Source organism: Streptomyces sp. NPDC002793 (genome assembly GCF_040295485.1).
GTDB lineage: Bacteria > Actinomycetota > Actinomycetes > Streptomycetales > Streptomycetaceae > Streptomyces.
The window spans coordinates 75,095-100,176 of the sequence record NZ_JBEOVL010000027.1 but is presented as its reverse complement, the minus strand read 5'-3'; the positions used below and the strand labels follow the sequence as shown (position 1 = coordinate 100,176).

Sequence of the window (25,082 nt, the reverse complement as noted above, 5' to 3'; positions counted from 1 at the left end):
GGGGGTGGCCCCGGTGTCCCGGGCAGGGCCCGGGACACTGCGACGGTCGCGACCCGGCCGGGGCCACGCGGGGTCGCGTAGGACACACTGTGCGGCGAACCAGCACCACCGACCGTTCGCACACGATCCGTCCGGTTCGCGCGACGCCCCGGCCGGCCGAGGACGAGGAGTACCCCTGATGCCCCGCACCATGTCCGTTTCGGACAGCATCCTGATCCGGGTGGCGCCGTCAGTCGTGTACGAACGACTGAGCGATCCCACTGCGATGGGCGGCTGGAGTCTGGAGAACAAGGGTGCGAAGATCGTCGGCGAGCGCCGGGCAGCTCACGTCGGCATGGTTTTCGAAGGCCGTAACACGCGAGGTTCCTTCAACTGGACGACCAGGTGCACGGTGACGGCCGCCGATCCCGGTGTGCGCTTCGCCTTTCGCGTGCACGCGATCGGTTTCCGGCGACCACGGCTGCCGGGTGCCATAGCCCTGTGGGAGTACCGCTTCGAGGCGGTCGACGGCGCCACCCGGGTCACGGAGACCTGGACGGACAACCGCCGTGCCTGGCCCGACTTTCTCGCCGACGCCTTCGACCGGGTCGCGACGCGTGGGCATACGTTCGCGGAGTTCCAGCGTGGCAACATCCGGACGACGCTGGAGCGCCTCAAGTCCGCGCTGGAGCAGGACTCCGCTGAGGAGACCGGCCATGTGGAGGGCGGGCCGCGACTCGGATGAGGCACCGGGCGGGCACGAATCCGGGCGGCGAGACGCAGGCGCCCGGTTCGTTTCCGCCACAACGGCTCCGGCCATGCCGCGTCCGCAGTCAGCGGTGTCGACCACCGACGCGGAACCTGCCGCCCGCGGAACGGGACGCTCCGGCCCCGGCGGCCGGGGCGGCCGTCACAGCCGCCGACCGCATGCGGTACGAAGTTCCCTGTGAACGAACAGATCCGGCCCGCGACAGTTCGCGTGTTCATCGCCCTCGCCCCGCCCGACCACGCGAAGGAAGAACTCGCCAGAGAGCTGCGCCCCGCCTATGACACCCACCCTCATCTGCGCTGGAACCGCATCGAGGACTGGCACATCACCCTGGCGTTCCTCGGGGAGCTTCCGGCCGCGGCGGTTCCGCCCCTGCGTCCTGCGCTCGCCGGGCTCGCGGCGGCGCACCGGTCGCCTCGCCTGGCGCTCCGAGGCGGCGGGCACTTCGACGAGCGGGTGCTGTGGAGCGGAATCGAGGGGGACCTCGACGAGCTGCACACACTCGCCGCCGACGTACGTACAACCGTCAAGGCCTGCGGCATCATCTTCGAGGAGCGCCCCCTGCGCCCCCATCTGACCCTGGCGCGTGCACGCCGGGGCGACACCTCCTCGGCAGGCGAGATCGCCGCGAAGCTCACGGGGTTCACCGGCAGGCGCTGGCCTGCCGAACGCCTGCACCTGGTCGGCAGTGACGTCGGCCGCAGCACGGGCCCGATCCGCTACCGCGACATCGAGGCGTGGCCTCTCGGTAACGGGACCTCGCCTTAACCCCAGCAGCCCGACGGACCTTCGACGTAGGCGTTTTCAGGCGTTGTCGGAGCCTCCCACCGTCCAGTGCGGAGGCCGGGTCAGCGGATCCGGCAGCTTCGTGGTCGCGTTGCCCTTCGCCGCGTTCAGCTGGGCCTGGGTGAGGAAGAGCGCACCGGTGAGATCGGCGCCGGACAGGTCGGCGTCGCGGAAGTCGGCGCCGATGAGTTCCGCTCGGCGCAGGTCCGCTCCGCGCAGGTCGGCCGCGATGAGATACGCGCCGCGGAGTTCGACACCGCGCAGGTCGGCGCCTGCGAGCCGGGCTCCGATGAGGTCGGCGCCCCGTCGGCTGCGCTTCCTGCGCCCGGGAACTGCGGCACGTTCGAGTTCACCGGCACGCAGCAGGAGGACGGCGGTCCTGTCCCGGTGCGCGGACACGTCCAGCTCGGCGAGGTCCTCGGCCGGCAGGTGGGTGAGGCGCTCCGTCGTGTCGAGGGCGTCGCGGAGTTCGGTGTGAAGCCGGGCGGCGGCCGGGAGGGTGAGGGCTTCCGTCAGGTACCAGAGCAGTTCGTGAAGCTGCCGCATGACGGGGAAGACCTGGAACATCTGCTGGGCGACGTCCGCGGAGGACCGCCAGTCCCGGCCGGCGTAGGTCTCCTGGGAAACCTTCTGTCCCGCGCCGAAGCAGTCGTACACGGTGCAGCCGGAGAAACCTTCGGGGCGGAGCCGGGTGTGTATCCCGCAGCGGAAGTCGTCCGCCAGATGGCGACACGGTGTTCCCGCGTCCTTGTTGATCGCGAAGTCCGCCGACGCGGTCAGCGTCAGCGCGACGCAGCAGAGCCCGAAGCAGTTCGCGCAGTCGGCTCGCAGGGCGGCCCGGTCGGTGACGGGTGCGGCGGTCGGGTCGTCTTCGGGCACGTGCCTGCTTCCTCCGGTGTGCGGTATCCGCCAAGCTTACGGCCGTGCGGAGGAGGAGGAGTGTCAGTGGGCGGGCGCACACTGGGCCATGGGCCGGCACGGGTACGAAGGGACAGGACATGAGCGCGTCGGAGGAGAGGGGCTTCGAGCCGGCGACCGGCGACGGGCCGGCGGTTCCCGAAGCCGCGGGCGGGCGCGCCGGGGAGGTCAGGACCGCTTTCGACGGGATGCTGCAGATCAGGCGGCTGACCCGGGCCGGGAGTTCGGATCCCGAGGGCGCACCGGCCGCCTGGGAGCTGCACCGGCCGCTACGGGCCGTGGCGTTGGCACTGGAGGCAGCCGGGATACCCGCTTCGGCGGTCGGTCCGTCCGGGGAACGGACCGCCACGGGCTATCGCGTGTGCGCGGGAGAGGCGCCCGGATCGGTGCGGGTCGAGTGGACCGGCCCGCCGGGCAGTGGAGCGGCGCACGACGAGGAGGACGAGCTGGCCGAATGCGCAGCGGTTCTGCGGCGGCTGGGCTGGACGGCCCTGGTGTACCGCGGGCCACGCCGTCGTCGCTTCCTCGAGGTCGAGCCGCCGCCGGCGGTCCGGCCATGAGTGCCTTCCACGGTGGCCGCAAGGCATTGTCAGACCTATGAGGGATGCTTGACGGTCCGACACCTCTGACCGGGAGATGCTGAGATGCACGAAGCCGAAATCGCCGCGGCACAGGCGTACATCCGTCTGCTGGCCGCCACGCGCGCCGCGCTCGCCGATCCGGCTGAAGCCCCTCTGTACATGCCTGTGCTCGCGTCCCCGATCGCGGAGGCCGACGACGCTCTGCGGAGCGCGGGCCTCGCGGGGAACGAGGACAGGCTCTTCGCGCTCGTACGGAAGCTTCAGCCGAGCCTGACGGGTTCCGGTCACTGACCGTTTCCCGGACCGCGGTGGGTGGCCCCACTCGTGAGGCGGAGCGGCCGGCCGAGGGTGTGGCCAGGCGCTCCGCCCGGCCACATACCGCCGTCCAGCTCTCCTCATCGGCACCTCGCGGAGCTCGTCGTGGGTGACGGTCAGCCGGGAGCACCGTCCGTCCGCACCCCTCTCGAAGCGTGAACCCTGGGTCCGGTCCGAGGTCACGCGGGAGCCGGAGTCGTAGCTGCTCCTGACGTCGGGACCGGTGATCGCCTCCCGGAGACGTTCGGGAGGCGTGCGGATGCAGGTCTCGAAACCTTCCTCACGGGATCTTCCAGTCACCTCTCAGAGCACCGAGCCCCGTTGTCCCGGCCTCCGCGTATCCGCTCACCCGCCGGTCGTGGACGAGTCGGACGGGCGCCGGGACCAGGGAAGCGGAGCTGCTCCCGCCCCTCGTCGCGTCACGACCGGACCCGCCGCCCACAGCGGTCCGAGGTGCTTCACGACCGCGAAGCGCGTGATCTCGAAGCCGGCCTCCGGGTCTCCCGGTGTCCGTCCGTGGCCGCGGAACAGCTCGTCGAGCAGACTGCGCCGCGCCGGGAAGTCGCCTGCGAGGACGGCGGTGAATTGATTCAAACCAAGAAGAAACCTGACGAGCTGCTTGACGAGAAGCAGTGCTCAAACCTAGCGTACGTTCCGGATGAAACGATTCACATCCCCGATCCTGACCGGTCGCCGGATGACTCTGCTTACGAGGTGTTCATGTCTGATGTGTCAGCCGTCAAGGCAGCTCTGAAGTCTCAGGTCATCGAGACGCCGTCCTGGGGTTACGGAAACTCCGGGACCCGCTTCAAGGTCTTCGCCCAGCCCGGCGTCCCGCGCGACCCCTTCGAGAAGCTCGCGGACGCCGCACAGGTGCACCGGTACACGGGTGTCGCCCCCAAGGTGTCGCTGCACATTCCGTGGGACCGCGTGGAGGACTACTCGGCGCTGACCCGGTACGCCGAGGAGCTCGGGCTGCGGATCGGCGCGATCAACTCCAACGTCTTCCAGGACGACGACTTCAAGCTGGGCTCGGTCACCCATCCGGACCCGAAGGTCCGCCGCAAGGCCACCGATCATCTGCTCGAATGCGTCGACATCATGGACGCCACCGGCTCGCCCGACCTCAAACTGTGGTTCTCGGACGGCACCAACTACCCGGGCCAGGACGACATCTCGAGCCGCCAGGACCGTCTGGCCGAGGCGCTCTCCGAGGTCTACGAGCGGCTCGGCGACGACCAGCGGATACTGCTGGAGTACAAGCTCTTCGAGCCCGCCTTCTACACCACCGACGTCCCGGACTGGGGCACCTCGTACGCCCACTGCCTCAAACTCGGGCCGAAGGCGCAGGTCGTCGTCGACACCGGCCATCACGCGCCGGGCACCAACATCGAATTCATCGTGGCGTTCCTGCTGCGGGAGGGGAAGCTCGGCGCGTTCGACTTCAACTCCCGTTTCTACGCCGACGACGACCTCATGGCGGGAGCCGCCGATCCGTTCCAGCTGTTCCGGATCATGCACGAGGTGGCCAAGAACGGCGGTCTCGACACCGAGACCAACGTCAACTTCATGCTCGACCAGTGCCACAACATCGAGGCCAAGATCCCGGCCGTCATCCGTTCGGTGACCAATGTCCAGGAAGCGACCGCCAAGGCACTGCTGATCGATGCCGAGGCGCTGACCGAAGCACAGCGTTCAGGAGATGTCCTCGCCTCGAACGGGGTGCTGATGGACGCGTTCAACACGGATGTACGGCCGCTGCTCGCCGACGTCCGCGAAGAACTCGGACTCGAGCGCGACCCGTTCGCGGCCTACCTCGCCTCCGGCAACCAGGAGCGCATCGCCGCCGACCGCGTAGGCGGGGAGCAGGCGGGCTGGGGCGCCTGAGCCCTGTCCCCCTCCCCCACCTGCGCCCAGCCGCATCCCGCAGTCCCCTCTTCTCGAAGGAACCCTCATGACGTCCGCGACGCACGCCGAAGTCGCCGCGCTTCTGGAGCGCGCCCACCGGGTCGGCTCCGACCCCCGCAACACCAATTACGCCGGTGGCAACGCCTCGGCCAAGGCGACGGAGACCGACCCGGTCACCGGTGGCGAGGCCGAACTGCTCTGGGTCAAGGGCTCGGGCGGCGACCTCGGCACTCTGACCGAGGCCGGTCTCGCCGTGCTCCGGCTGGACCGGGTGCGCGCGCTCAAGGACGTGTACCCCGGGGTGGAGCGCGAGGACGAGATGGTCCAGGCGTTCGACTATTGCCTGCACGGCAAGGGCGGCGCGGCTCCGTCGATCGACACCGCGATGCACGCGCTCGTCGAGGCCGCGCACGTCGATCATCTGCACCCGGACTCCGGGATCGCGCTCGCGTGCGCCGCCGACGGCGAGAAGCTGACCGCCGAGTGCTTCGGTGACAAGGTCGCCTGGGTGGGGTGGCGCCGGCCGGGCTTCCAACTGGGCCTCGACATCGCGGCCGTCAAGGAGGCCAACCCGCAGGCCGTCGGCGTGATCCTCGGCGGGCACGGCATCACCGCCTGGGGCGAGACCTCCGAGGCCTGCGAGCGCAATGCCCTCTGGATGATCCGCACGGCCGAGAAGTTCCTCGAGGACCACGGCAGGGCCGAGCCCTTCGGCTCCGTACTCCCGGGGCGGGAAGCCCTGGACGAGGCGGCGCGCCGGGAGCGGGCCGCCGCACTCGCTCCGGTGATCCGCGGGCTGGCGTCCACCGACCGGCCACAGGTCGGGCACTTCACCGACGCGGAGCCCGTGCTGGACTTCCTCTCCCGCGCCGAACACCCCCGGCTCGCGGCTCTCGGCACCTCCTGCCCGGACCACTTCCTCCGTACGAAGGTCAGCCCGCTCGTCCTCGATCTGCCGGCCGACGTGCCGCTGGAGGAGGCGGTGGCCCGTCTCGAGGTGCTCCACCAGGAGTACCGGGAGGCATACCGCGCGTACTACGAGCGGCACGCGGTGCCCGGCTCGCCGGCCATGCGCGGGGCGGACCCGGCCATCGTGCTGGTGCCCGGAGTCGGCATGTTCTCGTTCGGCAAGGACAAGCAGACCGCCCGGGTCGCCGGGGAGTTCTACCTCAACGCCATCAATGTGATGCGTGGCGCCGAGGCCGTCTCCACGTACGCGCCGATCGAGGAGTCCGAGAAGTTCCGCATCGAGTACTGGGAACTGGAGGAAGCCAAGCTCCGCCGGATGCCGAAGGCGAAGGCGCTGGCCACGCGGGTCGCGTTCGTCACCGGCGCCGGCTCGGGCATCGGAAAGGCGATCGCGCACCGGCTCGTCGCCGAAGGCGCGTGTGTTGTCGTCGCCGACCTGAACACCGCGAACGCGGAGTCCGTCGCCGAGGAGCTCGGCGGCCCGGACAAGGCCGTCGCGGTAACGGTGGATGTCACGTCCGAGGAGCAGATCACCGAGGCGTTCAAGGCCGCCGCACTCGCCTTCGGCGGTGTGGACCTGGTCGTCAACAATGCCGGCATCTCCATCTCCAAGCCGCTGCTGGAGACCACGGCCAAGGACTGGGACCTGCAGCACGACATCATGGCGCGCGGCTCGTTCCTGGTGTCCCGCGAGGCCGCCCGGGCCATGCGGGCTCAGGATCTCGGCGGCGACATCATCTACATCGCGTCCAAGAACGCCGTCTTCGCGGGCCCGAACAACATCGCGTACTCGGCCACCAAGGCCGACCAGGCTCACCAGGTGCGCCTGCTGGCCGCCGAACTCGGCGAGCACGGCATCCGGGTCAACGGGGTCAACCCGGACGGGGTGGTGCGGGGTTCCGGAATCTTCGCGGCGGGCTGGGGAGCCCAGCGTGCCGCGACGTACGGCATCGAGGAGGAGAAGCTGGGTGAGTTCTACGCCCAGCGGACGATCCTCAAGCGCGAGGTGCTGCCGGAGCATGTCGCCAACGCCGTCTTCGCGTTGACCGGCGGGGACCTCACCCACACCACCGGCCTCCACATTCCCGTCGACGCCGGTGTGGCGGCGGCCTTCCTGCGCTGACCATGTGCCACCCTGCCGCGCCCCGGATGCCGTACCGCGCGCACCCGGGGCGCGGCTCTGCCCGGATCGGATGAGAGTTTCCATGTCTGCGACTTCACGACAGGACCCGGTGTTCGCCGCGGTGGACCTGGGCGCCACCAGCGGCCGGGTGATTACCGGCAGGGTCGGCCCCGACGAGCTGGTACTGGCTGAGGCGCACCGCTTCGCCAACACGCCGGTCCGCCTCCCCGACGGGCTCCGCTGGGACGTACTCGCCCTCTACCAGGGCATGCTGGAGGGATTGCGCGTCGCGTCGCGCAGCGGTCCCGTCACTTCGGTCGGCATCGACACCTGGGCCGTGGACTACGGTCTCCTGGACTCCGACGGGTCCCTCCTCGGTCTCCCTTTCCACTACCGCGACGAGCGCAACACCACCGCCGCCGCAGAGGTCCTGCGCCAGATCGACGCGCGTGAGCTGTACGGCATCGGTGGACTGCAGCACCTGCCGTTCAACACGGTCTTCCAGCTGGCCGCCCACCGTTCGGCGGCTCAGTGGCAGGCTGCCCGGACGGTGCTGCTCATGCCCGATCTGCTGGTGTACTGGCTGACGGGGTCGATGGGTGCGGAAGTGACCAACGCGTCGACGACCGGTCTGTTCGACGCGCGTACCGGCGGCTGGTCCGATGCGCTGATCGGACGGCTGGGGCTGGAACGTTCGATGTTCCCCGCCTTGCGCGAACCGGGCGAGCGGGTGGGCACCCTGCTTCCGCACGTGGCCGGGTTCACCGGTCTGCCCGCGGACACGCCGGTGACGACCGTCGCCTCGCACGACACCGCTTCGGCCGTGGCCGCGGTTCCCGCCGCCGAACCGGGGTTCGCGTATGTCTCGTGCGGAACATGGTCGTTGGCCGGTCTCGAACTGGACGCACCGGTGCTGACCGAGGAATCGCGCGCAGCCAATTTCACCAACGAACGCGGTGTGGACGGCACGGTGCGCTTTCTGCGCAACATCATGGGGATGTGGCTGCTGGAGGAATGCCGTCGTACGTGGGAACACACCGGTACGCCGACAGGACTGCCGGCTCTTCTCACGGCCGCGGCGCGTGCCCGGCCGTTCGCCGCCGTGATCGATCCGGATGATCCGGTGTTCCTGGCGCCGGGTGACATGCCGTCGCGGATCGACGCCGCTCTCACCCGTACCGGTCAGGCGACGCCCGAAGGCCCCGGCGGATATGTGCGGTGCGTGCTGGAGAGCCTGGCGCTGGCCCATCGCAGGACGCTGCGCGAGGCGGCCGGTCTGGCGGGCCACGAACTGACACGGATCCATCTCGTCGGCGGCGGCTCGCGCAACGAGTTGCTGTGCCAGTGGACCGCCGACGCGACCGGTCTGCCGGTCACCGCGGGACCCGCCGAGGCCACCGCGCTCGGCAACGTGCTGCTTCAGGCCCGTTCCCACGGACTGGTGGGCGGGCTGACGGACATGCGCCGGCTGGTCGCGCGCACCCAGGAACTGCGTCACTACACCCCGCGGGGGGACCTCGGAGCCTGGGACCGGGCGGCTGACCGGCTGACCGCGCACGTCTGAGCCGCCCCTCCGGCCCCTCTGCCGACACCTGCGGCGGGCGGGAGGGGCCGTACGCGGGGACAGCGCCAGGGACGGACGGTCAGTTGGGCACCAGCCCCAGTTCCTGGTCACCGAGCGGCTCGAAGTGGCGGGCGACCTCGTCAGCGGTGACACCTCCGGCATCGGCGGGGCTCCACCGGGGGGCGCGGTCCTTGTCGATGATCCGGGCGCGAACGCCCTCTCTCAGGTCATGCCCGTCGAACGCCCGGCACGAGACACGGAACTCCTGGTCCAGGGCCGCTTCCAGACTGCTGAGCCCGGCGCTGCGGCGCACGGCGGCCAGGGTGACCTTGAGGGCGGTGGGCGAGGCGGCGAGGAGTTCGTCGGCGGCCTCCTTGGCGGCGGTCGGCCCGCTGTTCACCAGCCGGTCGATGATCTCCTCCAGGGTGTCGGCGGAGTAGCAGTCGTCGATCCATTCCCGGTGCGCGGCGAGCTCGCCTTCCGGGGCGTCGTCTGCGTGGCGCCGCACCGTCTCCCTCACTTCGGAGGCTGTGGCGCATCCCGCGAGCTCGGTGGTGAGGCCGGCGAGGTGGTGCGACGGGACGAAGTGGTCGGCCAGCCCGCACAGCACGGCGTCGGCCGCGCCGACGGCCCGGCCGGTGAGTGCGAGGTGCGTGCCGAGCTCCCCCGGTGCGGCAGCCAGCAGATAGGTGCCTCCCACGTCGGGGACGAAGCCGATTCCGGTCTCGGGCATCGCGACGCGTGAACGCTCGGTGACGATACGGACGTCGCCGTGGGCGGACACGCCCACGCCTCCACCCATCACGATGCCGTCCATGAGCGCCACGTACGGCTTCGGGAACCTGGCGATCCTGGCGTTGAGACGGTACTCGTCACGCCAGAAGTCCACGGAGGCTCGACGGCCGGCGCGGGCGTCCTCGTAGATCGACCTGATGTCGCCGCCCGCGCAGAGGCCCCGCCCGCCGGCACCGTCGATCACGACGGCGGTGACCTCGTCGTCGGAAGCGGCCAGGGTGAGCGCCTCGCCGATGCCGCGCACCATGCTGTGGGTGAGCGCGTTGAGGGCCCGGGGCCGATTGAGGGTGATGCGCAGGATGTGACCCTCGGTGTGCAACAGGACGGGCTCGTCGTCGTTCATGTGTGCGCTCCGGTCAGCCGTGGACGATCTCTGCGTGCCATTCTGCGACGGCCCTCGCGGGGGCCCGGCGCCGGGTCTCCCCCGGCATCGCTGTGGCACTCCCGCACCGGGGGCTCGACAATTGAGATCTACGGGCCGCGACGCGCAGCAGCCCGGCCGGACGACCTCCGGAGCAGGCATGACCGACTCTTCACGGCGAGCAGACGACGACGCGGCTCCGCGGCTCCGGCCCGACCGGCACAACGCCGGTGAGACCGGGACCGCGGAGCGCCTCGCCATGAACCGCACCGGCAGCTTCGAATGGGATCTGGACGCCCGGACCGTGGACATCGATGAAGCCGGGCTGCTGGTCTTCGGCCTGGATCCCGCGACGTACGACTCATCGCCGTCGGCAGTGGTCGAACGGCTGGACGAAGTGGACCGCACACGTCTGGACGTCACCATCGACGAGGCGATCCACGGTGGCAGCAATTCCTACAGCGTCCATTTCCAGGTGCCCCTGGAGGACGGGACCCGCCAGTGGACACACGTCCAGGCGCGGATCCTGAGGTCCGAGGACGGCCGGGCACGCCGTGTCATCGGCCTGGTGCGGGACGCGACGGCCGAGGTCACCCATTCGGCCTTCGTGCTGGATCTGGAAAAGCGGCGCCGTCGTCAGACGAGCATCGTCGAGGCCACCACCGCCGCGATGTCACGTGCGGTGACGGTGGATGACGTCACCACCGCGCTCACCGGCCCGGGCGGCCTGGTCGGAATCGGTGCCGACGGACTGGCACTCGGGCTGGTGGAGAATTCCGCTCTCAAGATCATCGCACTGAGCGGTGACTCGGTGGAGGTTCTCGAGGGCCTGGGTTCCGGACAGCTCGACGCGAGCCTTCCCCTGGGGGACACGATCCTCAGCGGGCGCCCCAGGTTCATCAGCTCACTCGGTTCGCTGATCCGGCGCTATCCGGTCCTGGAACCGCACATCGGCGAGCTGAGCTTCCGTGCCGTCGCCTACCTTCCGTTGATCGCTCAGGCCCGCCCGCTGGGCGGCCTCGCGCTCTTCTACCGGGAACGCACGGCCTTCAACGCGGATGAAAGGATCCTGTGCCTGGGGCTGGCCGCCATCGTGGCCCAGTCCCTGCAGCGGGCGATCCTCTTCGACGAGGAACGAGAATTCGCCACGGGGCTCCAGTCGGCCATGCTCCCACGACGGATCCAGGAGATCGAGGGCGGAGAGATCGCGGTCCGCTACCACGCGGCGTGGAGCGGGCGCGAGGTCGGCGGCGACTGGTACGACGTGATCACGCTGCCCAGGGGCCGTATCGGCGTCGTCGTGGGGGATGTGCAGGGACACGACACGCACGCGGCGGCGATCATGGGCCAGCTGCGTATCGCCCTGCGCGCCTACGCCGCCGAGGGCCATCCTCCGGCGACCGTCCTGGCGCGGGCCTCCCGCTTCCTCGCCGAGCTGGACACCGACCGGTTCGCCACGTCGACGTACGCGCAGGTGGACCTGGCCACGGGTGCGATGCGCGTGTCGCGCGCCGGTCACTTCGGGCCGCTGATCAAGCACACCGACGGGCGGGTCGGTGTACCTCAGGTGCGTGGAGGTCTGCCGCTGGGGATCTCTACGGACTTCCGGGACGAGGAGTATCCGGAGACCCGACTCGATCTGGTGCCGGGCGAGACCCTCGTCCTGTACACCGACGGGCTGGTGGAGGAACCGGGTACCGATGTCGACACAGGCGTCGCCGCTCTGATCCACGAGGTGAGCGACGGACCCGACGGCGCCGAGGCGCTGGCGGACCATCTGTCGGACCGGCTCTGGGAGCGTTGGGGTTCGGGGGACGACGTGGCGCTGCTGGTACTGAGGCGCAGCCCTGATCTCGGGTCACCGCGTGCTCCCCGGCTTCACCAGTACATTCATCAGGCGGACCCGCAGGGGCTCTCGGAGGCCCGGACGATCGTGCGTCAGGCACTGACGGACTGGGACCTCGCGGGCCTGGCGGATGACGCGGTGCTGATCACCGGGGAGCTGCTGGTCAACGTGCTGCTCCACACAGAGGGCGGGGCGGTGCTGACACTGGAGGTACTGCCGGAGCCGGTCCGGCGTGTCAGGCTGTCGGTCCAGGACCGCTCGAGTGTCTGGCCACGGCGGCGCACTCCTGGCGAGACGTCGACCTCCGGGCGTGGTCTGCTGCTTCTCGACGCGGTCGCCGAACGCTGGGGCATCGAGCCCCGGGGAGAGGGCAAGGCCGTCTGGTGCGAGATCGGACCCCCCTCATGATTTCGTCGGCCCGTGGAACGACACGGGGGCGCACCGCGACGGAGTTGTCGCGGTGCGCCCCCGGCCTGCCCGTCGGCGTTCTACCGTCGCCGGGCAGGAGTTCTCGGACGCGTCAGTGCTGCACGCTGCGGCGCTTGCGGACGGACCACAGGATGCCGCCGCCGGCGAGCAGAACCGCGAGAGCGGCGCCACCGATGATGGGCGTGGCGGAGGACGAACCGGTCTCGGCCAGGTCCGGCGCGCTGTTGCTCGGCTCCGCGGGGGCCGGAGCGGCCTCCGTGGCGGTCTCGCTCGGCGTCGCGCTCGGCTCGGGGGCCTCCGCGGTCGGCGGCTCCGTGCTCGGGGCCTCCGAAGGCTTCTCCTCGGTCGGGGTGGGCGACGGGGTCTCACCCTCACACACGGGAGCGGTCTTCGTCTCGTCGTGCGAATACCGGTCGCTGTCCCCGGCCTTGACGACGAGGCGGACCGTCAGCTCCTTGTCGTGCTCCGGGAGTTGCAGCGGGGTCTTCGTGCTGAAGTCGCGGCCGAACTGGGTCGTCGGAAGCAGGTCCTCGCCACCCACGACGGAGACGGTCACCTCGTTGCTGGCGTCAGCCGAGTAGGCCGTCAGATTGAGCGTCACCTCGGAGCAGGTCACGGCCCAGGTGGGGGTGTGAGCTGCGGCCGGACCGGCGGACATGACTCCGCCTGCCAGGCCGACTACCGCAGCGGCCGCGAATGCTCCCGCGCCACGCCACGATCTCCTGGGTATGGTCATGAATTCTTCCTCCATATGAGTACACCGCTGGGATGGCGGTGGGGCGCACAGTACTGCCCTCACTCCGGAGGGGCACACGCGCCCCAGGCCTCAGCGATGCACCAACCACGCCCAGATCACTGCTACTCGGGACATGAAGGACAACCCAGGATTGGCCGGAAGCCGCTGCGCCCGCCGCCGCTCCGGCGGGTGGTGAGGAGGGATCAGAGGGGCTTGTGCATGATGTGCAGCCCTACGTAGCCCTCTGTCGGGTGCTTGAACCCCTCGGGCAGAGTCCCGATGACCGTGAAGCCCAGGGAGCGGTACAGGCTCACGGCATGGGTGTTGGTCTCCACCACGGCATTGAACTGCATGGCTCGGTATCCCGCCTTGCTCGCCCAGTCCACCGTGTACACGCACAGCGCCCTGCCCACGCCCCTGCCGGAGTGTTCCGGACTGACCATGTAACTGGCACTGGCGATGTGCGAGCCGTTGCCCATGTGATTGCGGTTCATCTTGGCCGTGCCGAGGACGGTGCCGGCGTCGTCGACCGCGACGACCGTGCGGTTTGGCTCCGGGAGCAGCCACCAACTCCGGGCCAGGTCCTCACCGAGATCCACAGGGTAGGTGAAGGTCTCGCCCGCGGACACGATGTCATGGAAGAACGGCCAGACCGCAGGCCAGTCCTTCTCGGTGGCTTCTCTGATCAGCATGCGGCCAAGATGCCCTGGCCGGTGGGCCGGCGCAAGAGCTTCAATGATCTCCGCGCCCGGGCCTGCGCAGCCCGGCCCGGGCGAGCAGCCCTCGCACGGCTGCGGCCCGCGCACCGGAGCGGCGGGGCGTCTGGCCGGTCCGCCCCGACACGAGTACCGGCACCGGGCCGAGGCCTGGACGCGGAGCGGGGCGGATCTCACGCGCGTGTTCCAGCTCCAGCGTCAGATTCACCCTCCGCCAGAGGATTTCGTCCGGATCATCCGCCAGTATCAGCCTCACCATCACCTCCCGCCCGGAGACGGATCCCGGACGCGCGAAGGCGGAATCAGTCTGGACCCGGGTGAGATAGGCGCGCTCGTAGGGATCCTCCACCAGCTCTGCCAGCTGGACCGGGTCAAGAGCGGATGCCTGCAGGGCAGCGCGCGCCCATGGATCCTCCGTACGGCTCAGCAGCCGGTCGATTCTGCGTGAACGCCAGTTGCGCGCACGCCGGTCGGTGCCCGCGTCCAGCATGGTCCGCATCCCCACCGGGCTCGTCCCCGCGAGGAGATCGGGCTCTCTCGCCGCGAAGACCAGGAGTTCGTCCACCAGATAGAGCCACACCACCGCGCGATAGCGGTTCAGATGAAAAGCCACCGGGGAGAAGCACCCGACGCGGGCGAGGCCGGTGAAGCGCACGGGGCTGACCCCGAGCAGCGTGGCACCTTCCGCCGTGCCCGCCGTACGCACCCGGGCCCGCAGCGATTCGGGAAACCCCGGCAGAGCGCGCAGCCGGTCGATCTCCTCCTGCCGGATCCGCGGCCTCGCCCCGCCCGCGGCCGGCTCCGCACCGATCAGGCCCAGATGGAGGGCGAGGTCGAATTCACCGCGCTTCAAGGTCAGTTGTTGAGCGGCGCGTCCCGCGGGCACGCAAACCGGCTCTGCCGCGTGGGCGGTACGTGTGGTGCGTGTGCGGGTGGCTTCCGAAACGGTCATGGCCGTCCTCCCCCGTGAGGTCGAATACGCTGTGCAACCACGGTAGTCCGGGGGAGGCAGACCTCGCCGATCCTGTGGATAACTCTCACGCGTCCGTGGAAACCGCAGGTGGGAGGTGTTCGTCAGACTCGGCGCCCTAACGTGCCGTCACGCCGAGGTGTTCGCCCACCCGGTTGACCAAGAGGGTCATCTCGTAGGCCACCTGACCTACATCCGCCTCGGCGGCGGTCAGTACGCACAGGCAGCTGCCGTCCCCCGCGGCCGTCACGAAGAGCAGCGCCTCATCGAACTCCACCATGGTCTGGCGCGCTCTTCCCGCCCCGAAGTGGCGGCCCGACCCGCGGGCCAGGCTCTGCAGCCCGGACGAGACCGCAGCCAGGTGCTCCGCGTCCTCCCGGGCCAGACTCGTGCTGGCCCCGGTCACCAGCCCGTCGTTCGACAGCACCAGCGCGTGCCGGATGTGCTCCACCCGGCTGGTGAGATCGTCAAGGAGCCAGTCAAGTCCCCGGTCCAGCGCCATGTGCTCGTCCTCCCCGTTGGTCCGTTTCCCGCGTTCCACGCTTCCCGCGCAAGCCTCGCGTACGGCTCCCCTGCGGGCAAGCGCCTCCCCACCCGGGGGGCGCTGCTTCGCGCCACGGTCCAGGACACACCGGGGGGCGCGTTCCGAAAGGACCGGAACCGGGTGATCATGTGCCTATGGCCGACGATCACACACACGTCCAGGACTTCTTTTCCGCGCGGGCGGCGGACTGGGACACCCGTTTCCCCGATGACGGCCCCGCCTATGCCGCAGCGGTCGGCGACCTCGGTCTGCGCCCTGGTGGCGCCGTGCTCGACGCGGGCTGCGGTACAGGGCGCGCCCTGCCCGCCCTGCGCACAGCGGTCGGGCCGGCGGGAACGGTGATCGGGGCGGATCTGACGCCCGCGATGCTGGCGGAGGCCCTGCGAGCGGGAAGAGGCACCGCCGGCGCCCTGTTGCTGGCGGATGCGGAACGGCTTCCGCTGCGCGCGGGGTCCCTCGACGCCGTTTTCGCCGCCGGGCTGCTCTCCCATCTCCCGCATCCGGACGACGGACTCTCGGAGCTGGCGCGGGTGGTGCGCCCGGGCGGCCGGCTCGCGCTGTTCCACCCCGTCGGGCGGGCAGCGCTGGCCGCACGGCACGGCCGGGTCCTCACCGACGACGATCTGCGGGCTGAGGCCCGCCTCACGCCCCTGCTGGCGGACACCGGCTGGCGGCTGGTCACCTACACGGACGAGGACAGCCTATTCCTGGCCCTGGCCGTGCGAACCGGCTGAACGGCTACGGCCACATGACCCGCGGCACCGGCGGAAGGCTAGCCGGCGGCCGGTGCGTCCGAGGGCCGTCCGTGCGGAACGGGACAGCCGCGCACGCCCGGCTTCGGGAACGTGCCGAGCCGGGCCACGTCGTAGCCGTCCGGGTAGCTCTTGATCTCGGGATTCTGACGGGCGTAGTGCGGGGCGGAACGCGGTGGCAGGAGCCTGACGGCGCGAGCCCTCAGACGCAAGGCCCCGCGGGTCAGGGTCCGGGCGACGGGGCCCGGCCGCTCGTACCGGAAAGCCCGCAGCAGCGAGTCGTCGAGCAGGGCGAGGGCCGCCTTGCGGACCACGGGTGCGAGCGGGCGCGGGTACCAGGAACACATCAGGTCCAGGGTGGCGTCGGAGACCGCGCGTCCGCCCTCGTCCCAGCCGAAGTGCTCGTGCTCGTAGGTGTCCAGGACGCGCTCGAAGTCCTCGTACGTCTGCGGCACGTCCTGGATGCCCATACGGGCGCCGAGGGCGCGGTAGTACGCGGCGAACGCGCGCGTCTCGTGGCCGGACAGCCCGCGCCAGCCGTACGTGTCGAGCCACCGCTTGGGGGTGACGACGAACGTGCACAGCACATAGCGCATGTCGTCGTTGCTGATGTCGTAACTGCGGTGCATCCGGTTGATCCGCCGGACCGCCGTACGGCCCGTCTCGCTGTCGAAGCCGTGCTCGACGACGGAGTCGAGAAGGAGCGCCGTGTCGTCGTATCTCTTCTGCGAACGATCCGTCAGTTCCGCCGTCTCCGCCAGGAGCCGGCCGATGCCGGGGACGGCATAGGTGCGGTACAGGGCGAATTCGAGAGCCCGGGTGATGTCCCAGGGGAATTCGTACGACACGGTGAACCGGTAGATCTCCAGGAAGTCCCGCTTCGGGTCCAGTCGCTGGATCTCCTTCAGGCGTTCGAACCGCTTCACGATGCTGTTCTCCTCGTCGGCCGGACTCACAACCTTACGTGTGCCGCGCATGCCGGCACCACGGCACAAGGGGTGTTTCGGCACCGGGTCCCACGGGCGGGCACGTGGCCGTCACTGCTCGTCCGGGGGCTCGACGACAGGGTTACCCAATAGTAAGGTGCGCCGACGGGCCAAGCGTTCAGGGATGACGGAGGGTGCTGTGGCGGGGACCGACGAGACTGCCGCCGACGACGACGCGCTGCTGGTGCTGACCGCGGTGCTGCTGACCCCCGCACAGTTCCCCGGCGTGCTCGGCGACGACTACGTGGCCGCGTGCGCCGCGCTCGGTCTCGCGCCTTACGTCGAGGGCTACGGTCTCGTGCTCGGCCAGGACAGCGGCGGTGCCCGCTGGACGGTGGTCGTCGAGGACGTCTCGCTGGTGGCTGTCGCCATCGCCGCCTGGGACTGCGGGATGGACCACGACCTCTCCCCCGACGACCGCTCGGTGGTCCGCGCGCTCCCGGGGTGGCCGCTCGCACTGTCGGTCGCCGCGCCCGGTGTCCCCGAGCCGCACGACCCGGACGGAGAGGAGTCGGCACCGCTGACACCGCCGGACACCGAGGTCTGGGGCGCGCCGCAGCGGCGCCTCGGGGCGGACGAGATCGCCCTGCAGTGGGCCGCGTGGCGGGCACGCATCGACGCGGTCCGGGCAGGGGACGACAGGAGCACGGCGGAGCGCGCCGGTTCCGGGCAGCACCCCGGCGTACGGAAGGCGCTGGAAGCGGCACGGGCGTACGTCGACTCCCCGCCGCCGCCCGGCCGGGTCCGCTCCGCGTACGCCCCTGACGGGGCACGGATCCTGCGCGCCGACGGTCCCGGCTGGTCCCTCGTCGCCAGGACCGACGACATCGCGTTCGTCCTGCTGGACGAGGAGCCGGCCGAGGTCATCCCCGTCGGCCGCGGCCCGGAACTGCCCGGGCTGCTGGCATCGCTCGACGCACTCGCCGCCCGGCCGTCCTGACCCCGGGTGCCCCACCGTCCGGCACCGCTCCATGCCTGTGTCCTACACGCGGTCCAGGGGACGGTGCGGCTCGGCAGGCAGCTCGGCCCTGATCCGGTCACCCGGCCGTACGACTCCGCCCGTCATGACGACGCCCATGATCCCGGCCTTCCGAACGATCGTTCCGTCGTCCGCGCGGCCGACGACCCGCTTGAGCAGCCCGTCCTGGAAGTTGTCGATCTGCAGGCACGGATTCCGCAGGCCGGTCACCTCGACGACGGCCTCGTCACCGAGGTGGAGCAGCGTGCCCACGGGCAGGGACAGAAGAGCGATCCCGCTGGTGGTGACGTTCTCCCCGAGGTCCCCAGGGGAGACCTCGAACCCCGCGTCCCCGAGTTCGGCGAAGAGCTCCTGGTGGATGAGGTGGACCTGACGCAGATTGGGCTGCGTCGGGTCCTGGGCGACGCGGGAGCGGTGTTTCACCGTGACACCGGAATGGACGTCACCCTCCACACCGAGTCCGGCAAGGAGCGTGACGCTGTCCCTGTTCGGCTTGGTGAAGGAGTACACGCCGTTGCTGCTCACCGCTGTGACTGTGCTGTTCAGCGCCCGATCTCCTTACGACCGATCCTGCGGAGCCTGCGCCTCTGGGACGGGTCGAGCATCAGGTAACCCACCACGGGCACACCGATGAGGACCAGCAGTGACCACCAGAATCCGATGAACGGAATCAGGACTACTGCTGCTACGACTCCCCCGATGGCGATCTTCGCACCGTTCGACATGATCGTGCCTCCTCCGCGGCCGGAACCGCTCCTGGTGTGAGAACGCCTGTGAACCCCCGTCGGTTCCGCCGGTGCCGCACCGACTCGGCAGCGGCCTACCGGAGCGGCTCGCCGACCTCGTGCATGTGCCGCAGCGCCTGGCGGTAGGACTCGACGAGACCTGTCTCCGCGTACGGCATCCCGATCGATGCGCAGTGCGCCTTCACCAGCGGTTGCGCCAGCCGCAGATGGGGGCGGGGCATGCTCGGGAAGAGGTGGTGCTCGATCTGGTAGTTGAGGCCGCCGAGGAACCAGTCGGTGAGGACGGCTCCCCGTACGTTGCGCGAGGTGAGGACCTGGCGCTGCAGATGGCCCCAGCGGTCACCGTCGGGGTCCGGCATCTCCATGCCCTTGTGGTTCGGGGCGAAGGCCATGCCCAGGTGGAGGCCGAACAGCGCGTGGTGCACGAGGGCGAAGACGACGGCCTTGCCCGGAGACATGACGGTCAGGAGCAGCGTGGCGTACAGCGCGAGATGGCCGGTCAGCAGAAGGCCGGACAGGGCGCGTTCACGTACGGGCTGCCGACGCAGGAACTGGAAGCCGTAGATCTTGAGGGCGATGCCTTCGAGGAGCAGCATCGGGAAGAAGAGCCGCGCCTGGTTGCGGGTGAGCCAGCGGGCGAAGCCCTCGCGCTGGGCGGCCTGCTTCTGGGTCCACACGAGGGCGCCGACCCCGACGTCGGGGTCCTTGTCTATGTGGTTCGGGTTGGCGTGGTGGCGTACGTGCTTGTCGTTCCACCACGCCTCGTTCATTCCGAGGAGCAGGTTGGCGTGCACGAGGCCGACGACCCGGCCGGCCTTGCGGTCGCCGGTTATCTGGGCGTGGCCCGCGTCATGGCCGTAGAAGGCGGTACGGGTCCACAGGACGGCCAGCGGCAGGGCGAGGAACAGGTTCCACCAGGTGTCGCCGAGCAGCGCCATGCCGGTGATCACCACTCCGAGAGCCGCCAGGTTGGCGACGATCCCGGCCGCGTACCAGCCGGTGCGCCGGTCCAGGAGCCCTTGCCCCCTGACGGCCTTCAGGAGCGGTGCGAAATCACTTCCGGGCGGCTGAGTGCCCGCCGGGCCCTCCGAACCGTCGCGTGACTGTGGCGCGACGGTGGCTTCTGCGGCTTGGGGCATGACGTCTCCGGTTTCTGGGCATCTGCGCTGACCTCGTCAAACGTACGGATGGCGGGCCTGCGGCAGCCATGGCGCCATCACCCCGGGGTTTACGGGGGAAAGCCCCCGTGTCCGGTGGTGGTGCGGGCTGCACCCAGGCTTCAGAAGGCAGAACAAGTGAGGTGGGTCACTGTGCGTTCCTCCCGGGACGGGCCGCGGGTGGAGTACCCTCGGCGACCCCGGCTCGCTAGTCAAATTTGAGGAATCTGACATCGCTGTGCACAGGCTCCCTGCGGTAACGCTCAACGAGAACACTGAACTGTCCCGCTGCTCCGCAGTCTTCCTCCCCGCGGACCCGGCCCGTACCGGCCTGATCGCGTTCTGGAATGCGGACGGTAGCACCCCTCCCCGCGATCCAGGGAGTCCGACGGAACTGACGGTCGTCGGAAGCGACGTCCGCTCCCACACGGTCCCGGCGTTGTCGATGCCCGTGCGCGACGCACTGCCGGTCCTCACGCGGGCGCGGGCGGACGTCCGCGCCTCGCCCTCCACCGCGTTCTGGGGCGCTGCCGGGGTGCTCGCGCTCCAACTCGTCGCGCGCGGGCTGCTGCTGCCCGGGCTGAGCCCCACGGACCGCGACGCCTGGCGTGCCGGCCCGCTGACCGCCGAGGATCTCGAACGGATCCGGGTACTGGCTGCTTCCATGCCTCCTGACGCCCACGCCGTGCCGCTCGACCTCACTGCCGGTCCCGTGCTGTTGGCCGAGCCGGAATCGCTGCTGCGGGCGTTCCTCGACGCGGTGGTGGACGGACTTCCTCGCACGCCAGCGGCCGAGTTCGTCACGGGCACACCGGCGTACGCCGCCGGGGCCGCGCAGCATCTGCCCGCGCTGCGGCCATGGGCGGCCGATGTGGCGGCCGGTCATGACGCGGGCGTGAGGCTGTCCCTGCGGATCGAGGTCTCGGGACTCGGCGCCACGAAGGGAACGGAGCCCGCGCGGGGGGCTGAACCGGCGCAGGATCCGGGGGACGACACCGGCCGCGCGCCCTCGTTCCGTGCGGTCCTGCAGATCCACAGCGTCCAGGACCCCTCTCTGGTCGCCGACGCGGCGGATGTGTGGGCCGACCGCTCCCCCGCAGCCTCGCTGATCGGTCCACGCGCCCGTATGGACGCCCTTCTCGCCCTGCGCCGGGCCGCCCGGGCCTGGCCGCCGTTGAGGCCTCTTCTGTCGGCCGCGGTCCCCGATGCGATCGAGCCCGCCGACGAGGAGATCGCGGAGCTGCTCGGGCCTGCGGCCAGGGCGCTCGCCGCGACGGGCGTCCAGGTGCACTGGCCGAAGGAACTGGCACGGAAGCTCACCGCACGCGCGGTGATCGGACCGGATGACGACGGCACCGGAACACCGGGACGGACCGGATGGGACACGCCGTCCTTCCTGTCGGCCGACGCCCTGCTGTCCTTCGACTGGCGGTTCGCACTGGGCGGCAGGAAGCTGAGCCGGGCGGAGCTCGACCGGCTGGCCGAGGCGGGCAGGCCTCTGGTCAGACTGCGCGACCAGTGGGTGCTCATCGACCCGGAGGACGCCAGACGCGCCCGCGAGACCCGGGACCGCAAGGTCACCCCCATCGACGCCCTGGGGGCCGTGCTGACAGGGACCACCGAGGTCGACGGAGACCGGGTGGAAGTGGCCGCGACCGGGTGGCTCGAGCAGCTGCGGGAGCGGATCGCCGACCCGGAGTCCCAGGACCGGCAGATCGGACAGCCGGACTCGCTCGACGCGAGCCTGCGCGACTACCAGTTGCGCGGTTTGAACTGGTTGCACACCATGACCTCGCTCGGCCTCGGCTGCTGCCTCGCCGACGACATGGGACTCGGAAAGACGATCACGCTGATCGCGCTCCATCTGCACCGACAGGGGATCGCAGGCGCCGCGGGACCCACCCTCGTGGTGTGTCCCACTTCCCTGATGGGCAACTGGCAGCGGGAGATCGAGAAGTTCGCCCCGGGCACACCTGTACGCCGCTTCCACGGCGGGTCGCGTTCGCTGGAGGGCCTGGCAGGCGGCGAGTTCGTCCTCACGACCTACGGCACGATGCGTCTGGACACGGCTCGGCTGGCGCAGACGTCCTGGGGCATGGTCGTCGCCGACGAGGCGCAGCACGTCAAGAACCCGCACTCGGCGACCGCCAGCCAGCTGCGCACGATCGGAGGGCGCGCACGCGTCGCCCTCACCGGTACGCCGGTGGAGAACAACCTCTCCGAGCTGTGGGCCATCCTCGACTGGACCACCCCCGGACTGCTCGGGCGGCTCGGTACGTTCCGTTCCCGCTACGCGAGCGCGGTGGAGGGCGGCAACGACCCCGTCGCGGCCGAGCGGCTGGCCGCCCTGGTCCGCCCGTTCCTCCTGAGGCGCCACAAGTCCGATCCCGGCATCGCACCGGAACTCCCGCCGAAGACGGAGACCGACCGCGCCGTGTCCCTCACGGCGGAGCAGACCGGTCTGTACGAGGCGGTGGTACGCGAGACACTCGACGAGATCTCCGGCGCGGACGGTTTCGCACGGCGCGGGCTGGTCATGAAGCTGTTGACGGCGCTCAAGCAGATCTGCAACCACCCGGCGCAGTACCTCAAGGAGGAACAGCCGCGGATCGTGGGCCGGTCGGGGAAGGTGGAGCTGCTGGACGAGCTGCTCGACACGATCCTCGCCGAGGGCGCGAGCGTCCTGGTGTTCACCCAGTACGTGCAGATGGCACGGCTGCTGGAACAGCATCTGGCGGCGCGCGGTGTACCCACCCAGTTCCTGCACGGCGGTACGCCGGTCACCGAGCGGGAGGCCATGGTGAACCGCTTCCAGGCGGGCGGGGCACCCGTGTTCCTGTTGTCACTCAAAGCCGCGGGAACGGGGCTCAACCTCACCCGGGCCGGCCACGTGGTGCACTTCGACCGCTGGTGGAATCCGGCCGTCGAGGCTCAGGCCACCGACCGCGCGTACCGGATCGGGCAGACCCAGCCGGTGCAGGTGCACCGGCTGATCGCCGAAGGCACCGTCGAGGACCGGATCGCCGCCATGCTGGCACGGAAACAAGGGCTCGCGGACGCGGTGCTAGGCAGCGGCGAGTCCGCTCTGACGGAACTGAGCGATGCGGACTTGGCCGAGCTGGTCGAGCTGCGAGGGGGCGCACGATGAACGAGGGCTACGAACCGGAGCGTACGTTCGGCGCGCTGCCGCCCGCACAGGGCCGTGCCTTCGCTTCGTCCTGGTGGGGGCGGACGTGGCTGAAGGCGCTGGAGGACACGGCGCTCGACGGCAGGCAGCTCAAGGCGGGGCGGCGGCTGGCGCGCGAGGGCAGGGTCGGCGCGGTGTCCGTCCGGCCCGGCCGCCTCACCGCGGTCGTGCAGGACCGCGACTCGACGACGTACCGCAGCGATGTGCTGCTCCAGGAGCTGAGCGAGGAGGAGTGGGACCGTTTCCTGGACATGGCGTCCGAGCGGTCCGGGCACATCGCGGCCCTGCTCGACCGTGAGATGCCGCCGCATCTGGTGGAGGACGCGGCCGCGGCCGGCCTCGATCTGCTGCCGGGGATCGGTGACCTGGAGCCGGAGTGCACCTGCGACGCCTGGGACCACTGTCCGCATTCGGGCGCCCTGTGCTACCAGGTGGCGCGATTGCTCGACCAGGATCCCTTCGTGCTGCTGCTGTTGCGGGGTCGCGACGAGCGGCGGCTGCTCGACGAGCTGCAGGTGCGCAGCGCCGCTCGGGCGGCCGGTGGGGCGGATACCGGGTTGGCAGGGGAAGACAGGTCCGGTGTACAGGCCTCTCGGGGCGTGCGCGCCGACGAGGCGTACGCGGCTCGGGACATCCTGCCGCCGCTTCCTCCTCCCCCTCCCCTGCCGGCGGAGCCGGGCCTGCCGCCGTCGCTCGACACGGAGACGGATCCGGCTGCGGGTGTCGAACCCTCGGCTCTGGAGTTCCTGGCCGCGGACAGTGCCGCACGGGCGTTCGCGATGCTGGCGGAGGCGCTCACCGCGGGCCACGAACAGCAGCCAGTGCCCGCCGGGTTGACTCCGGAACAGGACGCCGTACGGCTGGCCGCCGACGGCCGGCCCGACGCCCGGCTCACTGCTCGCCTCGGCGCGGCGTCCGGGCACGGGGCAGCCGGGCTCGACGGCGCGGTGAGGGCCTGGCGCATCGGCGGTACGGCCGCGCTCGCCGTGTACGACGAGGAGTGGCTGCCCGGTCCGGACGAACTCGCGCGCGCGGGGGCACAGCTCGCCGCGGCGTGGGAGGAGGCCGAGGCCCCGCGGCTCCGCGCCGCCGGCAACCGCTGGACCGTGGTCGGTTCCACCGCCCAGCTGCGGTACGGACGCGACGGGCGGTGGTGGCCGTACGCCGAGGAACGCGGGCGGTGGGTGCCGGCCGGGCCGGCGGAGGACGATCCGGCGGCCGCGCTGGCCGGCGTTCTGTCCGGTCCCTGAGGGTCGGGCGGGCGTGGGTCGCGAGCCGGCTCCGCTCGCGCGGAACCGTGCGGCGGGCCGGTGCGTGTTGTGCCGTAGACCGGATCCATGTCCCACGCACAGGAGTGCTGATGCAGCGCAGACGGATACTTCAGGGCGCCGCGGTCACCGCGGCCGCGGCGCTCCTTCCGGCGTCGGTGCGGGCCGTGGCCGCCTCCACGGCGGACACCGACCACCCCGGGGCGCAGTGGTATCCGGCATCGACGTCCAACTACACGCCGTCGGCCCGCCCTTCGGCCTATCCGGTCGACCTCGTCGTCATCCATGTCGCCCAGCAGACGTTCACCCAGACCATCGACATCTTCCAGAACCCGGCCAAACAGGTCTCCGCCCACTACGTGGTGCGTTCAGGCGACGGCTTCGTGGGCCAGTGCGTGCGGGAGCGGGACCTCGCCTGGCACGCGGGCAACTGGGACTACAACACCCGGAGCATCGGGATCGAGCACGAGGGCTGGGTCGACCAACCCTCGTACTTCACCCACACGATGTACGAGCGGTCGGCAAGGCTCACGGCAGGCATCTGTGACCGCTACGGTCTGCCCAAGGACCGCGCGCACATCATCGGTCATCATGAGGTGCCTGGCAGCGACCACACCGACCCCGGGGCCCTCTGGGACTGGGTGCGCTACATCCGTCTCGTCAATCTGGCCTGAGCCCGCCCCGCCGCGGGCAGACAG

Annotated in this window: 24 protein-coding genes; 13 read left to right on the top strand and 11 right to left on the bottom strand. The window is 70.5% G+C overall.

Going from position 1 to position 25,082, the window contains the following annotated elements:
• Positions 1 to 178 precede the first annotated feature (178 nt).
• A complete protein-coding gene (locus ABT001_RS24490; protein ID WP_351281253.1) occupies positions 179 to 724 on the top strand; it encodes an SRPBCC family protein in 546 nt (181 codons plus the stop codon).
• A 201-nt stretch (positions 725 to 925) separates the two neighbouring features.
• Positions 926 to 1,516: an RNA 2',3'-cyclic phosphodiesterase gene (gene thpR, locus ABT001_RS24485; RefSeq protein WP_351281250.1), complete on the top strand. Its 591-nt coding sequence runs from the start codon at positions 926 to 928 to the stop codon at positions 1,514 to 1,516.
• A 36-nt stretch (positions 1,517 to 1,552) separates the two neighbouring features.
• Here thpR and ABT001_RS24480 read toward each other — a convergent pair whose 3' ends face one another.
• Positions 1,553 to 2,413, bottom strand: a complete 861-nt coding sequence (locus ABT001_RS24480; RefSeq protein WP_351281248.1) for a pentapeptide repeat-containing protein — start codon at positions 2,411 to 2,413, stop codon at positions 1,553 to 1,555.
• 119 nt (positions 2,414 to 2,532) lie between these two features.
• Between ABT001_RS24480 and ABT001_RS24475 the strand changes: the two genes are divergently transcribed.
• Complete coding sequence (locus tag ABT001_RS24475; protein WP_351281246.1) at positions 2,533 to 3,012, top strand: hypothetical protein; 480 nt, start codon at positions 2,533 to 2,535, stop codon at positions 3,010 to 3,012.
• Positions 3,013 to 3,096: 84 nt separating this feature from the next.
• Positions 3,097 to 3,324 carry a hypothetical protein gene (locus ABT001_RS24470; protein ID WP_351281244.1) on the top strand — a complete coding sequence of 76 codons (228 nt, stop codon included), beginning with the start codon at positions 3,097 to 3,099 and terminating at the stop codon, positions 3,322 to 3,324.
• Between the two features lie 369 nt (positions 3,325 to 3,693).
• On the opposite strand, the gene ABT001_RS24465 is transcribed toward ABT001_RS24470, so the two are convergent.
• Complete coding sequence (locus ABT001_RS24465) at positions 3,694 to 3,942, bottom strand: hypothetical protein (RefSeq protein WP_351281242.1); 249 nt, start codon at positions 3,940 to 3,942, stop codon at positions 3,694 to 3,696.
• A gap of 126 nt (positions 3,943 to 4,068) precedes the next feature.
• Between ABT001_RS24465 and rhaI the strand changes: the two genes are divergently transcribed.
• From rhaI to ABT001_RS24450, 3 genes are all read left to right on the top strand, one after another.
• Entirely contained in the window at positions 4,069 to 5,235 is a 1,167-nt protein-coding gene (gene rhaI / locus ABT001_RS24460) for an L-rhamnose isomerase (protein ID WP_351281239.1), read from the top strand.
• 67 nt (positions 5,236 to 5,302) lie between these two features.
• Positions 5,303 to 7,348, top strand: a complete 2,046-nt coding sequence (locus tag ABT001_RS24455) for a bifunctional aldolase/short-chain dehydrogenase (protein WP_351281237.1) — start codon at positions 5,303 to 5,305, stop codon at positions 7,346 to 7,348.
• An 82-nt stretch (positions 7,349 to 7,430) separates the two neighbouring features.
• On the top strand, positions 7,431 to 8,912 hold the full coding sequence (locus tag ABT001_RS24450) for a rhamnulokinase (protein WP_351281234.1): 1,482 nt from the start codon (positions 7,431 to 7,433) through the stop codon (positions 8,910 to 8,912).
• A 79-nt stretch (positions 8,913 to 8,991) separates the two neighbouring features.
• Here the strand turns inward: ABT001_RS24450 and ABT001_RS24445 are convergent, their stop codons facing one another.
• A complete protein-coding gene (locus ABT001_RS24445) occupies positions 8,992 to 10,050 on the bottom strand; it encodes an enoyl-CoA hydratase/isomerase family protein (RefSeq protein WP_351281231.1) in 1,059 nt (352 codons plus the stop codon).
• Between the two features lie 178 nt (positions 10,051 to 10,228).
• Here ABT001_RS24445 and ABT001_RS24440 point away from each other — a divergent pair, with 178 nt between their 5' ends.
• Entirely contained in the window at positions 10,229 to 12,322 is a 2,094-nt protein-coding gene (locus ABT001_RS24440; RefSeq protein ID WP_351281229.1) for a SpoIIE family protein phosphatase, read from the top strand.
• A 112-nt stretch (positions 12,323 to 12,434) separates the two neighbouring features.
• Here the strand turns inward: ABT001_RS24440 and ABT001_RS24435 are convergent, their stop codons facing one another.
• From ABT001_RS24435 to ABT001_RS24420, 4 genes are all read right to left on the bottom strand, one after another.
• A complete protein-coding gene (locus tag ABT001_RS24435) occupies positions 12,435 to 13,079 on the bottom strand; it encodes an LAETG motif-containing sortase-dependent surface protein (protein ID WP_351281226.1) in 645 nt (214 codons plus the stop codon).
• Positions 13,080 to 13,282: 203 nt separating this feature from the next.
• Positions 13,283 to 13,771 (bottom strand): GNAT family N-acetyltransferase, encoded by a 489-nt coding sequence (locus ABT001_RS24430; RefSeq protein WP_351281223.1) that lies wholly within the window; start codon positions 13,769 to 13,771, stop codon positions 13,283 to 13,285.
• 40 nt (positions 13,772 to 13,811) lie between these two features.
• Entirely contained in the window at positions 13,812 to 14,747 is a 936-nt protein-coding gene (locus ABT001_RS24425; RefSeq protein ID WP_351281220.1) for a DUF6397 family protein, read from the bottom strand.
• Positions 14,748 to 14,883: 136 nt separating this feature from the next.
• Positions 14,884 to 15,267, bottom strand: coding sequence for a roadblock/LC7 domain-containing protein (locus ABT001_RS24420; RefSeq protein ID WP_351281271.1), 384 nt, complete (start codon positions 15,265 to 15,267; stop codon positions 14,884 to 14,886).
• A 176-nt stretch (positions 15,268 to 15,443) separates the two neighbouring features.
• Here ABT001_RS24420 and ABT001_RS24415 point away from each other — a divergent pair, with 176 nt between their 5' ends.
• Entirely contained in the window at positions 15,444 to 16,043 is a 600-nt protein-coding gene (locus ABT001_RS24415; protein WP_351281217.1) for a class I SAM-dependent methyltransferase, read from the top strand.
• A gap of 38 nt (positions 16,044 to 16,081) precedes the next feature.
• On the opposite strand, the gene ABT001_RS24410 is transcribed toward ABT001_RS24415, so the two are convergent.
• Positions 16,082 to 16,990, bottom strand: a complete 909-nt coding sequence (locus tag ABT001_RS24410; RefSeq protein WP_351281268.1) for an oxygenase MpaB family protein — start codon at positions 16,988 to 16,990, stop codon at positions 16,082 to 16,084.
• A 196-nt stretch (positions 16,991 to 17,186) separates the two neighbouring features.
• On the opposite strand from ABT001_RS24410, the gene ABT001_RS24405 reads away from it, so the two are divergent.
• Entirely contained in the window at positions 17,187 to 17,987 is an 801-nt protein-coding gene (locus ABT001_RS24405) for a hypothetical protein (protein WP_502967517.1), read from the top strand.
• Positions 17,988 to 18,029: 42 nt separating this feature from the next.
• Here the strand turns inward: ABT001_RS24405 and ABT001_RS24400 are convergent, their stop codons facing one another.
• The 3 genes from ABT001_RS24400 to ABT001_RS24390 all read right to left on the bottom strand — a co-directional run bounded on the left by ABT001_RS24400 (position 18,030) and on the right by ABT001_RS24390 (position 19,911).
• Positions 18,030 to 18,572 (bottom strand): MOSC domain-containing protein, encoded by a 543-nt coding sequence (locus tag ABT001_RS24400; RefSeq protein WP_351281266.1) that lies wholly within the window; start codon positions 18,570 to 18,572, stop codon positions 18,030 to 18,032.
• On the bottom strand, positions 18,569 to 18,751 hold the full coding sequence (locus ABT001_RS24395) for a tail-anchor membrane protein (RefSeq protein WP_351281212.1): 183 nt from the start codon (positions 18,749 to 18,751) through the stop codon (positions 18,569 to 18,571). The genes ABT001_RS24400 and ABT001_RS24395 overlap by 4 nt, the downstream gene beginning before the upstream one ends.
• A 95-nt stretch (positions 18,752 to 18,846) precedes the next feature.
• Entirely contained in the window at positions 18,847 to 19,911 is a 1,065-nt protein-coding gene (locus tag ABT001_RS24390) for a fatty acid desaturase family protein (protein WP_351281210.1), read from the bottom strand.
• A 256-nt stretch (positions 19,912 to 20,167) separates the two neighbouring features.
• Here ABT001_RS24390 and ABT001_RS24385 point away from each other — a divergent pair, with 256 nt between their 5' ends.
• The 3 genes from ABT001_RS24385 to ABT001_RS24375 all read left to right on the top strand — a co-directional run bounded on the left by ABT001_RS24385 (position 20,168) and on the right by ABT001_RS24375 (position 25,058).
• Positions 20,168 to 23,077 carry an SCO1167/SCO6262 family helicase gene (locus ABT001_RS24385; RefSeq protein WP_351281208.1) on the top strand — a complete coding sequence of 970 codons (2,910 nt, stop codon included), beginning with the start codon at positions 20,168 to 20,170 and terminating at the stop codon, positions 23,075 to 23,077.
• Entirely contained in the window at positions 23,074 to 24,366 is a 1,293-nt protein-coding gene (locus ABT001_RS24380) for an SWIM zinc finger family protein (protein WP_351281205.1), read from the top strand. The genes ABT001_RS24385 and ABT001_RS24380 overlap by 4 nt, the downstream gene beginning before the upstream one ends.
• Before the next feature lie 110 nt (positions 24,367 to 24,476).
• Positions 24,477 to 25,058 (top strand): N-acetylmuramoyl-L-alanine amidase, encoded by a 582-nt coding sequence (locus tag ABT001_RS24375; protein ID WP_351281202.1) that lies wholly within the window; start codon positions 24,477 to 24,479, stop codon positions 25,056 to 25,058.
• Positions 25,059 to 25,082: the final 24 nt, after the last annotated feature.

Bases quoted from the DNA above. Each gene is read 5' to 3' on its own strand.
- ABT001_RS24390 (WP_351281210.1), bottom strand. From the start codon at position 19,911: ATGCCCCAAGCCGCAGAAGCCACCGTCGCGCCACAGTCACGCGACGGT.
- ABT001_RS24450 (WP_351281234.1), top strand. From the start codon at position 7,431: ATGTCTGCGACTTCACGACAGGACCCGGTGTTCGCCGCGGTGGACCTG.
- ABT001_RS24380 (WP_351281205.1), top strand. From the start codon at position 23,074: ATGAACGAGGGCTACGAACCGGAGCGTACGTTCGGCGCGCTGCCGCCC.
- ABT001_RS24445 (WP_351281231.1), bottom strand. From the start codon at position 10,050: ATGAACGACGACGAGCCCGTCCTGTTGCACACCGAGGGTCACATCCTG.
- ABT001_RS24475 (WP_351281246.1), top strand. From the start codon at position 2,533: ATGAGCGCGTCGGAGGAGAGGGGCTTCGAGCCGGCGACCGGCGACGGG.
- ABT001_RS24425 (WP_351281220.1), bottom strand. From the start codon at position 14,747: ATGACCGTTTCGGAAGCCACCCGCACACGCACCACACGTACCGCCCAC.
- ABT001_RS24455 (WP_351281237.1), top strand. From the start codon at position 5,303: ATGACGTCCGCGACGCACGCCGAAGTCGCCGCGCTTCTGGAGCGCGCC.
- ABT001_RS24490 (WP_351281253.1), top strand. From the start codon at position 179: ATGCCCCGCACCATGTCCGTTTCGGACAGCATCCTGATCCGGGTGGCG.
- ABT001_RS24470 (WP_351281244.1), top strand. From the start codon at position 3,097: ATGCACGAAGCCGAAATCGCCGCGGCACAGGCGTACATCCGTCTGCTG.
- ABT001_RS24420 (WP_351281271.1), bottom strand. From the start codon at position 15,267: ATGGCGCTGGACCGGGGACTTGACTGGCTCCTTGACGATCTCACCAGC.
- ABT001_RS24375 (WP_351281202.1), top strand. From the start codon at position 24,477: ATGCAGCGCAGACGGATACTTCAGGGCGCCGCGGTCACCGCGGCCGCG.
- ABT001_RS24430 (WP_351281223.1), bottom strand. From the start codon at position 13,771: ATGCTGATCAGAGAAGCCACCGAGAAGGACTGGCCTGCGGTCTGGCCG.
- ABT001_RS24435 (WP_351281226.1), bottom strand. From the start codon at position 13,079: ATGACCATACCCAGGAGATCGTGGCGTGGCGCGGGAGCATTCGCGGCC.
- ABT001_RS24415 (WP_351281217.1), top strand. From the start codon at position 15,444: ATGGCCGACGATCACACACACGTCCAGGACTTCTTTTCCGCGCGGGCG.
- rhaI (WP_351281239.1), top strand. From the start codon at position 4,069: ATGTCTGATGTGTCAGCCGTCAAGGCAGCTCTGAAGTCTCAGGTCATC.
- ABT001_RS24440 (WP_351281229.1), top strand. From the start codon at position 10,229: ATGACCGACTCTTCACGGCGAGCAGACGACGACGCGGCTCCGCGGCTC.
- ABT001_RS24395 (WP_351281212.1), bottom strand. From the start codon at position 18,751: ATGTCGAACGGTGCGAAGATCGCCATCGGGGGAGTCGTAGCAGCAGTA.